General features: G+C 43.2%; 10 protein-coding genes. All 10 read left to right on the top strand.

The window, feature by feature from the left end; translation table 11 throughout:
- The first annotated feature begins 257 nt into the window (after positions 1-257).
- A complete protein-coding gene (locus ACTNB8_RS00005; protein WP_441051129.1) occupies positions 258-914 on the top strand; it encodes a redox-sensing transcriptional repressor Rex in 657 nt (218 codons plus the stop codon).
- A gap of 106 nt (positions 915-1,020) precedes the next feature.
- The gene (locus ACTNB8_RS00010; RefSeq protein WP_441051131.1) at positions 1,021-2,553 is read left to right on the top strand and encodes an NAD(P)H-hydrate dehydratase; all 1,533 of its coding nucleotides are present in this window, start codon (positions 1,021-1,023) and stop codon (positions 2,551-2,553) included.
- Complete coding sequence (gene alr, locus ACTNB8_RS00015) at positions 2,540-3,706, top strand: alanine racemase (protein ID WP_441051133.1); 1,167 nt, start codon at positions 2,540-2,542, stop codon at positions 3,704-3,706. The genes ACTNB8_RS00010 and alr overlap by 14 nt, the downstream gene beginning before the upstream one ends.
- A 117-nt stretch (positions 3,707-3,823) precedes the next feature.
- Positions 3,824-4,201, top strand: a complete 378-nt coding sequence (locus ACTNB8_RS00020) for a type II toxin-antitoxin system PemK/MazF family toxin (RefSeq protein ID WP_441051135.1) — start codon at positions 3,824-3,826, stop codon at positions 4,199-4,201.
- A 126-nt stretch (positions 4,202-4,327) separates the two neighbouring features.
- Entirely contained in the window at positions 4,328-5,686 is a 1,359-nt protein-coding gene (locus tag ACTNB8_RS00025) for a hemolysin family protein (protein ID WP_441051138.1), read from the top strand.
- Positions 5,656-6,399 carry a YebC/PmpR family DNA-binding transcriptional regulator gene (locus tag ACTNB8_RS00030; protein WP_441051140.1) on the top strand — a complete coding sequence of 248 codons (744 nt, stop codon included), beginning with the start codon at positions 5,656-5,658 and terminating at the stop codon, positions 6,397-6,399. The genes ACTNB8_RS00025 and ACTNB8_RS00030 overlap by 31 nt, the downstream gene beginning before the upstream one ends.
- 80 nt (positions 6,400-6,479) lie before the next feature.
- Positions 6,480-7,196 carry a ClpP family protease gene (locus tag ACTNB8_RS00035; protein ID WP_441051143.1) on the top strand — a complete coding sequence of 239 codons (717 nt, stop codon included), beginning with the start codon at positions 6,480-6,482 and terminating at the stop codon, positions 7,194-7,196.
- Positions 7,197-7,327: 131 nt separating this feature from the next.
- Positions 7,328-7,840, top strand: a complete 513-nt coding sequence (gene nuoE, locus ACTNB8_RS00040) for an NADH-quinone oxidoreductase subunit NuoE (protein WP_296157756.1) — start codon at positions 7,328-7,330, stop codon at positions 7,838-7,840.
- A gap of 14 nt (positions 7,841-7,854) precedes the next feature.
- Positions 7,855-9,609: an NADH-ubiquinone oxidoreductase-F iron-sulfur binding region domain-containing protein gene (locus tag ACTNB8_RS00045; RefSeq protein WP_441051146.1), complete on the top strand. Its 1,755-nt coding sequence runs from the start codon at positions 7,855-7,857 to the stop codon at positions 9,607-9,609.
- Between the two features lie 15 nt (positions 9,610-9,624).
- Complete coding sequence (locus ACTNB8_RS00050; protein ID WP_441051147.1) at positions 9,625-13,128, top strand: FAD-dependent oxidoreductase; 3,504 nt, start codon at positions 9,625-9,627, stop codon at positions 13,126-13,128.
- Positions 13,129-13,241: the final 113 nt, after the last annotated feature.

Below are 13,241 nucleotides of genomic sequence, written 5' to 3' on the forward strand. Positions count from 1 at the left end.
TTGTCGTGCCATAAAATCCATAATTATTCACATATTTTCAAGGTACATACTTTTGCTAACTAAAATTCAATTTTTCTAAAAAACTACTTGATTTTTATATAGTTAGCTCCAAAAGTAAATATACGGTATGATTATAAGTGCAAAACAGACCTTTGTAAAGGAAAACACCTGAATTTTTGCACAGAATCGGCAACATTGATTGACATTAAATTGTCATTTCGTTATAATTAACAGGGAAAACATAAGGAGGGACAACGGTGGAAGCAAAACAGATATCAAAAGCTGTAATTAAGAGACTGCCGCGTTATTATCGTTACCTTGGTGAACTTCTGGAAGATAATGTAGAACGTATTTCTTCCAATGATCTTAGTAAGAAAATGCGTGTAACAGCTTCTCAGATCCGTCAGGATTTAAATAATTTCGGGGGATTTGGTCAGCAGGGTTACGGATATAATGTGAAATATTTATATACGGAAATTGGAAAGATCCTTGGACTGGACACAGTTCATCCAATGATCATTGTCGGTGCCGGTAACCTGGGTCAGGCACTTGCAAACTATGTAGACTTTGAGAAAAGAGGTTTCAAACTGAAAGGTATCTTTGATATTAATCCGGTTCTTGAGGGAATTGCAGTTCGCGGAATCGAGATACAGATGATCAGTGAACTTCCTTTCTTTCTGAAAGAAAACAATATTGAGATTGCGATTCTTACACTGCCAAAAAACAAGGCGGGGGATATGGCAGATATCCTGATCGAAAACGGAATCAGGGCAATCTGGAATTTTGCGCATATTGATCTGGATACTCCGCCAGATGTGATCGTTGAGAATGTACATCTTTCTGAGAGCCTTATGACACTGTCATACAATCTCAGCCAGTATCGCCAGGAACATGATGACAAGCAGCAATCATAAAGTGATGACAGGACAGGCTGTTACCCGGCTCTTCAATAAAGAAGAGGCTGCGTAACAGCTGTTTTTGCTTTGTGGAAAATATATTCTAAATGCCGGGAGGTGGCATATGAAATCAATTGTTACATGCAGACAGATGAAAGCACTGGATGGAAATACGATCGTTAACAAAGGGATTCCGTCACTGGTCCTTATGGAGAGGGCAGCACTGAAAACCGTGGACGAAATGGAGGCACATTTCAGAACGACTGCCGGAAAACAGAAGATACTCTGCGTCTGTGGAAGCGGAAATAACGGAGGTGACGGGATTGCCATTGCAAGAATTCTGTTTCTGCATGGATATGATGCAGAGATACAGATGGCGGGAAATCCGGAACATATGACAGAAGAAACTGTCCGGCAGCTGAGAATTGCAGAGAATTATCATGTACCTGTTGTGAATAACCCGGATCCGGGAGAATATACTACTATAGTAGATGCCATTTTCGGAATCGGGCTGACCCGTCAGGTAGAAGGTCGATACAGAGAACTGATCAGCAGAATAAACAAAGCAAAAGCGTGGAAGGTTGCTGTTGATATTCCTTCAGGAGTAGATGGAGATACAGGAAAAGAATGGGGCATTGCTTTCCATGCGGATCTTACTGTGACTTTTGCTTTCTGCAAAGCAGGACTTCTTCTTTATCCCGGCAGACTGCTGGCAGGACGTGTTGTGACTGCTGATATTGGCATTTACAAAGATGACATAACGGAAACATCAGACAGAAAGCTCTGGCAGGCGGAAACGTCAGATCTTGCATTCCTGGCAGACAGAAAACCGGATGGAAATAAGGGCACATTCGGAAAAGTTCTTGCAGTGTCGGGAAGCACAGGAATGTGTGGCGCAGCTTATCTTTGTTCTGAGGGTGCTTTTGCATCGGGGGCGGGGATGGTAAAGATCCGTACAGCAGAAGCAAACAGAATCCCTCTTCAGACGCTTCTTCCTGAAGCGATGATCTCAGAAAATACAGATGATGAAATTTCCATGAAGAAAGATTATGACTGGTGTGATGTACTTATCATCGGACCTGGAATCGGTATGGAAAAAGAAACTGTCGCAAAGATCAGCTGGTTTCTTCAGAAAGCATATCAGGACAGCAAGCGTGTGGTTCTTGATGCAGACGGGCTGAATCTTCTTTCGAAGAATCCTGATATGTGGAAACATATCGGGAAAAACGTGATTCTGACACCGCATATGGGCGAGATGGCACGTCTTACGGGAAAAACAATTGAGGAACTGAAATCAGATGCTGTAAAAGCGGCTGCGGAACTTGCAGTGGAGAAACAATGTGTCTGTGTACTGAAAGATGCCTGTACGGTGACTTCCGGACCTTCCGGGGAAGCATGGATTAATATTTCGGGAAATCCGGGAATGGCTACAGCAGGAAGCGGAGATACACTTTCGGGTATTCTTGCAGGTGTTATGTGCAGGAAAAGAACAGAAACAGAGGCTGACCTGGCGGAGATGGCAGCAGCAGGAGTATACCTTCATGGGCTTGCAGGTGACAGAGCGGCAGAAAAAAACGGAATGTGCGGCATGAAAGCAGGAGATATTTTTAAGAATGTTTCAGGGATACTAAGAGGAGAAAAAAATGAAAAAATTTGACAGAGTCAGGGCAGTGGTATCACTGGATGCAATTGCTCACAATTTTGAAGAAATGAAGAAAAATATCACAGATGGCACAAAGATTGTTGCTGTGATCAAGGCGGACGGATACGGACATGGAGCAGAAGCTATTGCGCGTCTGGTTGAAAATTATGATTATATCTGGGGATTTGCAACCGCAACTGCTGAAGAGGCACTGCAGCTGAAAAGAGCAGGGATCAAAAAGCCTGTGCTGATTCTGGGACTTGTGTTTGAAGAATATTACAGAGAGCTGATCGATCATGAAGTCCGTATGACAGTCTGTGAGTATGAGACAGCACAGAAGCTTTCAGAAGAGGCTGTGCGTCAGGGGAAAAATGTACATATTCATATTGGTCTTGATACAGGTATGAGCCGTATTGGCTTTGCAGACTCTCCGGAAAGCGTAGAAGAGATCCGTAAGATATCCGAACTGCAGAATGTGGAGATTGAAGGGATGTTCACACATTTTGCCCGTGCAGACGAAACAGATGTGACACCTGCAGTGGACCAGCTGAACCGTTATCTGGCATTTGTGGAGCTTCTTGATAAAGCGGGAATTGAGATACCATTAAAACACTGCTCCAACAGCGCCGGTATCATCCGTATGAAAGAAGCTAATTTAAATATGGTAAGAGCCGGCATTACAATCTATGGAATCTATCCGTCTGCTGATGTGGAAAGAGATATTGTCAGACTGATTCCTGCAATGGAACTGAAAAGCCATGTAACCTATGTAAAAGATCTGGAGCCGGGAGCAGCTGTCAGCTATGGCGGTACTTATGTCGCAGATAAAAAACTTCGTGTGGCTACAATACCGGTCGGTTATGCAGATGGTTATCCGCGGACTCTTTCAGGCAAAGGCTGGGTGCTGATCCATGGAAAGAAAGCACCGATCCTTGGAAGAGTCTGCATGGATCAGTTCATGGTTGATGTTACGGAAATTCCAGATGTAAAAAACGGAGATGAGGTAACTCTGATCGGAAAAGACGGAGATGAGTTTATCAGTATAGAAACCTTTGGTGATATGTCAGGGCGTTTTTCTTATGAATTTGCCTGTGATATCAGCAAACGTGTGCCGAGAGTATATATAAAAGACGGAAAGGACTGGGGAGATCTGACTTTTTTTGAATAGGAAAGGTCGTTAAAACAGATAAAATGCTGCCGGGGCAGTGACAAAAAAACCACGCATGAATACACAGGACAAAAGTGGAAATACTAATTCCAAAATAGAATGCTGCAGGACAGGATCATGTGGCAGAAGAATCGGAGTGTGAATTGTGTGGTAATTAAAAGAGGGGATATATTTTATGCAGATCTGAGACCGGTTGTCGGCAGTGAACAGGGAGGAATACGTCCTGTGCTTATTATTCAGAACGATGTGGGCAATCGGCACAGTCCGACTGTGATCTGCGCTGCGATTACTTCCAAGATGAACAAGGCGAAGCTTCCTACGCATATAGAGATTGATGCGTCTTCATATGGAATAGAAAAAGATTCAGTAATCCTGCTGGAACAGCTTCGTACAATTGATAAAAGAAGACTGAAAGATAAGGTATGTCATCTGGATCAGGCAATGCTTGACCGTGTAAATCATGCTCTTGAAATCAGCCTGGAACTTACTTTTTAGGTTGTTATTCTTGACGAACCACGGACAAAGTGCTATATTTTATCAGTAATTATGCAGATTTGAATCTGAACCTGCAGCAGCATTTCACTGATGAGATATACCGATATGGAGGAATAAGAGATAAGAATGGATGATGGCAGTCGATGGCCCTTTTTAGGGCTTGTTGTGTTGTTTTTGCTGCTTGTGATCAATGGGATTTTTTATGGATTTGCAGCGGCAATCAGGAATCTCAGTGAAAATGAGATTGATAAAGGTGCAGAAGAGGGAGATATCAAGGCAAAACGTCTCAGAGAATTACTTGATGATCCGGTAAGATATGTAAATGCTATACCACTGATCGTTACAGCATCAGGAATTTTTACCGGTGTGTTTCTGATTCCGTGGCTTACCCGGATTTCACACCGTTACATAGATAATTTGCCGGCACTGATCCTGCTTTTTGCATTGAGTGTGATCATTCTTGCGTCTTTTGGAATTCTGACTTTCAGGAGAATCGGTGCATACCGTTCACAGAAATTTGCATATAGATATGTGAATTTTGTGTATCGTATGGTTATGATACTGTATCCGCTGACATTTTTTATTACGTGGATATCCAGGTTGGCTGCCAGTCTGTTTGGTATTGCAACGGGTGACAGGCAGGATGCTGTTACAGAAGAAGAGATTATCTCTATGGTTGATGAAGCGCATGAACAGGGCGTGCTCCAGAAAGATGAAGCGGAAATGATACAGAATATTTTTGCTTTCAGTGATACAGAAGCAGAGTCTGTAATGACTCACAGAGCAGGTATTGTTGCTTTTCAGCTTGATGACCTTCTGAAGAGTGTTGTAAATACCATGCTGGAGCAGGGAAATTCCCGTTATCCTGTATATGGTGAGGATCTGGATGATATCCGGGGTATGATTCATTATAAGGATGCACTGAAATTTATGACGGAAAATTCCTGGGCAAAGTATAAGCCGCTGAAAGAACTGCCGGGACTGATCCGCAAGGCAACGTTTGTTCCGGAGACAAGAAATATCGGAGAACTTTTCCGTAACATGCAGAGCAGACAGGTTCACATGGCAATTGTGGTAGATGAATATGGACAGACTTCAGGTATTGTCACGATGGAAGATATTCTGGAGGAGATTGTGGGTGATATTCTGGATGAATATGATCAGGACGAAACAAGGATCCGTACACAGACAGACAACAGTGTACTGATTGATGCTCTGACTTCACTTGACGATGTGGAAGAAGAACTGGGAATTACTTTTGGTGATGTTCAGATGGAAACACTGAACGGCTATCTGACAGAAATGCTGGGACATATACCGACAGAGGAAGATCTGGGAAAAGAAATTGTTGCAAACGGTTATCGCTTCAAAATCCTTTCACTGGGGAACAGGACTCTTGGAAGGGTGCGTGCCGAAAAAATAAACGATAAAGAAACAGAAGGAGAAAGTGAGAAATGTCAGGACATTCAAAATTTGCAAACATAAAACATAAAAAGGAGAAAAACGACGCCAAAAAAGGCAAGATCTTTACAGTCATCGGACGTGAGATCGTTATGGCTGTCAAAGCAGGCGGCGCAGATCCGAATAACAACAGCAAGCTTCGTGATGTCATTGCCAAGGCGAAAGCAAACAACATGCCGAACGATACAATTGAGCGTGGTATCAAAAAAGCTGCAGGTGCTGACTCAGCAGACAGCTATGAGCGTGCTACTTACGAAGGATATGGCCCGAATGGTGTCGCAATTATCGTAGAGACTCTGACTGACAACAAAAACCGTACAGCCAGCAATGTAAGAAATGCATTTACAAAAGGCTATGGTAGCATTGGAACACAGGGTTGTGTGTCTTTCATGTTTGATCAGAAAGGTCAGATTATTATTGGCAAGGAAGAACTGGAAGATGAAAAAGGCGAGATGGATGCAGATGAACTGATGATGATCGCTCTTGATGCCGGTGCAGAAGACTTCAATGAAGAGGAAGACAGCTACGAGGTACTGACTGCTCCTGATGACTTCAGTGCTGTACGTGAAGCTCTTGAGAAAGAGGGAATCCCGATGCTGGAAGCACAGATCGCCATGGTTCCGCAGACATATGTGGCACTTACAGACGAAAAAGATATCAAGAACATTCAGAGAACACTTGATCTTCTCGATGAAGATGATGATGTTACTGATGTCTGGACAAACTGGGACGAATGATCTGAAAAGAAATCCTGATGAATAGTTTCCGGGATTTTACACAGAATACCTTCATGAATAAAAGCATGGAGGTATTTTTTATGTCCGAAAATAAAAAAGAACAGGAACAGCCACGGCAGGAGGACAGTCTGGAAAAAGAGGAAGCACAAAATAAACAGATCACAGAAATGGGACAGGTGGTCCTTAATAAAAATCTGAGAAAACATAAAGTTGAACTTCTTACGGTGATCGGAGAAGTGGAGGGACATGAATCATCACCTTCACAAAGCAAAACAACAAAATACGAACATGTTCTTCCAAAACTGGCAATGATCGAAGATGATGAGGCAATAGAAGGACTTCTGATCCTTCTGAATACAGTAGGAGGAGATGTAGAAGCAGGACTTGCCATAGCGGAAATGATTGCCTCTTTAAGTGTCCCGACTGTATCGCTGGTACTTGGAGGCGGCCATTCCATCGGTGTGCCTATGGCAGTTTCTGCTGATTATTCTTTTATTGTACCGTCAGCTACAATGGTGATCCATCCGGTTCGCAGCAGTGGTATGTTTATTGGTGTTGCACAGACATATCGCAATATGGAAAAAATCCAGGACCGCATTACGACTTTTGTGTCACAGCATTCACATACTTCCAAGAAGAGACTTGAGGAACTGATGCTTGATACCACACAGCTTGTAAAAGATGTCGGGACAATGCTTGAAGGACCTGAGGCAGTGGCTGAGGGACTGATCGATGAAGTAGGCGGAATAAGAGATGCTCTTGATAAATTGCACCAATTGATAGATGGAAAAGTATAAAAAGTTAACTGCTTTTAACAAAGTTATTGTTAGATAATCTACTTTTTTCTTTGAATGTTCCTCTGTTTGTGATATAATACAAAAGAATGAGTAGTTATGTTTAAATTATCTATACAGGAGGGACAAAACATATGAGTAATACGTGTGGATGTCAGAATAGCGGAAACGCGGATTTCGCTGAACTGGCTCCGGTACTTGAAAAATATGCAAAAGTACCTGGAAGCCTGATTACCATTCTTCAGCAGACACAGGATATCTACGGCTATCTTTCTATGGATGCTATCAATTACATCGCTGAAAGAACCGGAATCATGCCCGCAAAAATCTATGGAGTTGCAACATTCTATGCTCAGTTCCGTTTACAGCCTGTAGGTAAATACCTTATCATGCTCTGCAAAGGTACTGCCTGTCATGTAAATGGATCAGATATGATTGAAGAAGCTGTCTGTGAACATCTTGGAATCAAGGATGGAGAAACAACAGAAGACGGATTGTTTACACTGAATAACGTAGCCTGTCTTGGCTGCTGTTCACTGGCACCGGTTATGATGGTAAAAACAGTAGATGGTGAAGAAACATTTGGAAATCTGACAAAATCATCTGTTAAGAAGATTCTTGATGATTACAAAGCGCAGAACGCATAGGAGGAGGTAGAAATATGAAAGTTGTTGTAGGACAGGGCAGCTGTGGTATTGCTACCGGAGCAAAAAAGACTTCTAATGAGTTCCAGCGTATCATAGATGAAAAAAATCTTACAAATGTAACACTTGACAAAACCGGATGTATTGGTACCTGTTATCTGGAACCTATCGTTGATGTTTATGGCGATGACGGTAAGCTGGAAACAAGATATGTAAAATGTACACCGGATAAAGTCGAAGAGATTGTAAATGAACATCTCATCGGCGGTAAACCAGTAGAAAAATATGCAATTTCTGTTGAAGATGAAGCTTTTCTTTCTCAGCAGCAGAGAATCGTTCTCCGTAACTGCGGACAGATCAACCCTGAGAAGATTGAAGAGTATATTGCTGTAGGTGGATATGAGGCAGCCAAAAAAGTTGTCACAACTATGACACCGGATCAGGTTATCGAAGAGATCAAGATTTCCGGACTCCGTGGACGTGGTGGTGCCGGATTCCCTACATGGTTCAAATGGAATGCGATCAAGTCCAACAAGGGCGCACAGAAATATATGGTCTGTAATGCAGACGAAGGTGACCCGGGTGCATTTATGGACCGTTCCGTACTGGAAGGTGACCCGCATTCCCTTCTTGAAGGTATGACTATCGGTGGATTTGCAGCAGGCGCAACAGAAGGTATTATTTACTGTCGTGCTGAGTATCCGCTTGCTATCGCACGTCTGGAAATCGCTATGGCTCAGGCCAGAGAAAAAGGTTTCCTCGGCAAAAATATTTTCGGATCCGGATTTGATTTTGATATCCGTATCAAAGCAGGTGCAGGTGCATTCGTATGTGGTGAGGAAACTGCTCTTATCGCATCTCTGGAAGGTGAACGTGGTATGCCGCGTCTGAAACCTCCTTTCCCGGCACAGAAGGGTTACTGGAAACTTCCAACCAATATCAATAACGTAGAAACCTACGCAAACGTTGCATGGATCATCAATAACGGCGGACAGGCTTTTGCTGACAGAGGCGCTGAGAAGTCCAAAGGATCCAAGGTATTCGCTCTTGCAGGTAAGATCAAGAAGGGCGGTCTTGTAGAAGTACCTATGGGAATGACTCTTCGTGAAGTTATCTACAATATCGGTGGCGGTATCAAAAATGACAAAGAATTCAAAGCTGTTCAGATGGGTGGACCGTCCGGCGGATGTATCCCGGCACAGCTTATTGATACACCGGTTACATATGAAGATATCAACAAAACAGGTGCTATCGTTGGTTCCGGCGGTATGATCGTTATGGACGAAGATACCTGTATGGTAGATATGGCACGTTTCTTCCTTGACTTCACAAAGAAAGAATCCTGTGGTAAATGTAATTACTGCCGTATCGGTACAAAGAGAATGCTTGAGATTCTTGAAAGAATCACAAAAGGTGAAGGCAAAGACGGAGATATCGAACTTCTGGAAGAACTGGCAGGCAAGATCAAAGATGGTGCTATGTGTGGCCTTGGTCAGACTGCTCCGAACCCGGTTCTTACTACAATTCGCTATTTCCGCAATGAATACGAAGATCATATTTATAATCATAAATGTACCGCAAAATCCTGTAAGGCTCTCATTCATTATGAGATCACAGATGCATGTAAAGGCTGCGGTGCCTGTGCAAGACACTGCCCGGTTGGCGCGATCAGCGGTGAAAAGAAAAAACAGCATAAGATCGATCCTTCTGTATGTATCAAATGTGGTAAGTGTGAAGAATCCTGTAAATTTAATGCAGTAGAGAGAGTTTAATAGGAGGTGTAGACTGTGAATAAATACAGATTAAATATCGATGGAAAAGAAGTCTACGGACTTCCGGGCCAGACGATTCTTGAAGTCTGCAAAGAGAATGATATTTTTATTCCTACTCTTTGCTATGATGAAAGAACAGAAATCTATGGTGCATGTGGTCTGTGTATGGTAGAAATGGAAGGCAATCCGAAGCTCTGGAAAGCATGTGCAACAGAGATTGCTCCGAACATGATCATTCATACAAATACCAAACGTGTACTTGAATCCAGAAAAACAAACCTGGAACTTCTTCTTTCCAACCATAAAGGTGACTGTCGTCCACCGTGTATGCAGGCCTGTCCGGCAGGAACAGACTGCCAGGGTTATGTAGGTCTGATCGCCAACGGACAGTTTGAAGAAGCTATCAAACTGATCAGAGACAATATCCCGCTTCCGGGTGCCATCGGACGTGTATGTCCTCATCCATGTGAGACTGCATGCCGTCGTGGACTGGTTGATGAACCTGTTGCAATCGCAAACCTGAAACGCTTTGCAGCTGATACAGATGAATTTGGTGAAGATCCGTTTGTTCCAGACTGTGAACCGGATACTGGTAAGAACGTAGCTGTTATCGGTGGTGGCCCTTATGGTATTTCCATGGCATACTTCCTTCGTCAGCTGGGACATGATGTTACAATTTATGAGGCAATGCCGAAACTTGGCGGTATGCTCCGCTATGGTATTCCGGAATATCGTCTTCCTAAGGAAACACTGGATGAAGAAATCGCTGTTCTTGAAAAAATGGGCGTAACTATGGTTACAAACACAAAAATTGGCGAGGATATTTCTTTTGACGTTATCCGCAGAGATTATGATGCGGTATGCGTAGGTATCGGTGCATGGGTATCTACCGGTGTTCGCTGCAAGGGTGAAGATGCAGAAGGCGTTATCGGTGGTATCGACTTCCTTCGCAAAGTTGTACGTAATGAGACAATCGACCTTGGCAAAAATGTTGCTATCGTTGGTGGTGGTAACACAGCCATGGACGCATGCCGTACAGCAGTACGTCTTGGCGCTGACAAGGTTTACAATATCTACAGAAGAACCAAGGATGAAATGCCGGCAGATATGCTTGAGATCGAAGAAGCAGAAGAAGAAGGCGTAATCTTCCTGAACCTGACAAACCCGCTGGAAATCATCTCTGATGAGAACGGTCACTGCCGTCAGATGGTACTTCAGGTTATGGAACTTGGTGAGCCGGATGCTTCCGGACGTCGTGCTCCTATTCCGGTAGAAGGCAAAACAGAAACAATTGATGTTGATACTGTTATCCTTGCAATCGGTCAGAGAGTAAATGCAGCAGGTATTGAAGGCGCAGAACTTACACGTAAGGGCGGCCTTGTATACGACAAAGATACATATATGACAGCAATCCCTGGCGTATTTGCCGGTGGTGACTGTGGTAATGACAAGATTTCCATCGCTGTAGAAGCAATCGGAGATGCAAAGAAGAGCTATCTGATCGTTGATGCATATCTTCGCGGAGAAGAAATCAAATATGAGCCAAACTATTACGTAACAAAGAAAGACGTAACAGCAGCTACATTTGAAGACCGTGAAAGAATGTGCCGTCCGACTATGGAACAGCTGAATGCGGAAGAAAGAAAAGATAACTTTACAGAAGTTGTATTCGGATATGATGAAGAGCAGGCTGTAGAAGAAGCTCATCGTTGTCTGGAATGTGGCTGTAAAGATTACTTTGAATGTAAACTGATTTCCTATGCAAATATGTATGGTGTTGATCCGGAACGTTTTGCAGGAGATATTAACGAAGTTGATTTCCATGATGAGCATCCGTTCATCCTGAGAGATCCTAACAAGTGTATCCTCTGCGGACTCTGTGTACGTGCCTGTGATGAAGTTATGGGCGTTGGCGCACTTGGTCTTGTTAAACGTGGATTCGATACAGTTGTAATGCCGGCTCTGGAACAGCCTCTTACAGAGACAGGATGTATTTCCTGTGGACAGTGCGTAAGTGTCTGCCCGACAGGTGCACTTCAGGAAAATCTTTCCCTGGAAAAATCTGTTCCGCTGGATACAGATGTTACAGATACTACCTGTGCTTATTGTTCTGTTGGATGCTCCATGCATCTGGAAACATATGGCGATATGCTTGTAAAAGCTATGCCTGACAGAGAAGGTGCTGTCAATAAAGGACTTCTCTGCGGACGTGGTAAATTCGGATTTGACTGTGCTGTTATGGAAGACAAGATCCTTGATCCTATGGCAAGAAAAGACGGACAGCTTACAGAAGTTGATTATCATGAAGCATTTGTGCTCACAACCAAGAAAGCTGAAGCTCTTGCTGCCAAATATGGCAAAGATGCAGTTGCAGTTGCAATTTCTGACAGATATACAAACGAAGAAGCATTTGTGATCAAATCCTTCGCAGATGCTATCGGAGCCAAGACACTTTGCTTCAATAACAGAGAAAACGGTCTGAAGAATGTTCTGGGTGTAGATGCATCTCCGAACACAATTGACGAACTGCTTTCTGCAGAAGTAATCCTGTGTGCAGGATTTGTTGCAAAAGAAAATCAGGTTATCCGTCTGAAACTGAAACAGGCTGCAAAGAACGGAGCAAAGGTTATCCTCGTAAATCCGGAAGGATATGAGCAGGATCACATGAGTTTTGTTTATAAGACAGTTACAACTGACAATACTCTTGGATTCTTCAAAGGTGTTGCCAAAGTTCTCGCTGATATGGGCAAGGGTGCAGATAAAGAAGGATTCGATGCATTCAAGGCTTCCGTTGAAGGAGCAGATGTATGCGACGAAGTAAAAGAAGTTGCTGAACTTTATGCAAATGCCAAGAGAGCAATGATCGTATTCCAGCAGAATGTAGTAAGCGTTGAAGCTGCTGAATTACTGTCTGATATCGCTGTTGTTTCCGGTCACATCGGAAAAGCCCGTGACGGTATCCTTATGCTGAAAGCTAAGAATAACAGCCAGGGTCTTGTGGATCTGGGAGTTACAGCAGGAGCTGAAGCTCTGGAAGGTGTGAAAGCACTTCTCGTATTTGGTGAAGATCCAGATACAGAGCTTCTGAAGAATCTTGTATTCCTGATGGTTTGTGATACTCATATGACAGAAACTGCAAAACTTGCAGATGTTGTGATCCCTGGAACAGGATTTGCTTCCACATATGGTACATTTACAAATACAGAGCGCAGACTTCAGCCGGTAGAACAGGCTATTGAAGAAGATGTAGTATTCTCTAACTGGGAAGTTGCTGCAGAACTGGCTCATGTATATGAGATCGAAATGCCATATGATGATGTAGAAGACATTTCTGATGACATGAATGATAAACTTCCGGTTTATCGTTATGCAGAAATGGGACAGATCTCCGGTGGTGTTCTGGACTGCAAAGATGCAAAACTTGTTGCAGTAAAAGATGCTGCTTTTGTAGCACCGCTTCACTGCACAGATCATCTGATGAACATGATCGATGCAAGACTGCCTCATCAGAACGACTGATACAGCAGAATAAACTAATACAGAGAACCTGCCACTGGCAGCTTCTCTTGCATACTTCGGCATCAAAAGGCCTCGCAGGAAACTGCGGGGTCTTTTTTGTAACCTGTACAGAG

Source organism: Blautia sp. HCP28S3_G10 (genome assembly GCF_052065235.1).
Taxonomy (GTDB): Bacteria; Bacillota; Clostridia; order Lachnospirales; family Lachnospiraceae; genus Blautia_A.

Bases quoted from the DNA above. Each gene is read 5' to 3' on its own strand.
- alr (WP_441051133.1), top strand. From the start codon at position 2,540: ATGAAAAAATTTGACAGAGTCAGGGCAGTGGTATCACTGGATGCAATT.
- nuoE (WP_296157756.1), top strand. From the start codon at position 7,328: ATGAGTAATACGTGTGGATGTCAGAATAGCGGAAACGCGGATTTCGCT.
- ACTNB8_RS00010 (WP_441051131.1), top strand. From the start codon at position 1,021: ATGAAATCAATTGTTACATGCAGACAGATGAAAGCACTGGATGGAAAT.
- ACTNB8_RS00030 (WP_441051140.1), top strand. From the start codon at position 5,656: ATGTCAGGACATTCAAAATTTGCAAACATAAAACATAAAAAGGAGAAA.
- ACTNB8_RS00035 (WP_441051143.1), top strand. From the start codon at position 6,480: ATGTCCGAAAATAAAAAAGAACAGGAACAGCCACGGCAGGAGGACAGT.
- ACTNB8_RS00045 (WP_441051146.1), top strand. From the start codon at position 7,855: ATGAAAGTTGTTGTAGGACAGGGCAGCTGTGGTATTGCTACCGGAGCA.
- ACTNB8_RS00020 (WP_441051135.1), top strand. From the start codon at position 3,824: ATGTGGCAGAAGAATCGGAGTGTGAATTGTGTGGTAATTAAAAGAGGG.
- ACTNB8_RS00025 (WP_441051138.1), top strand. From the start codon at position 4,328: ATGGATGATGGCAGTCGATGGCCCTTTTTAGGGCTTGTTGTGTTGTTT.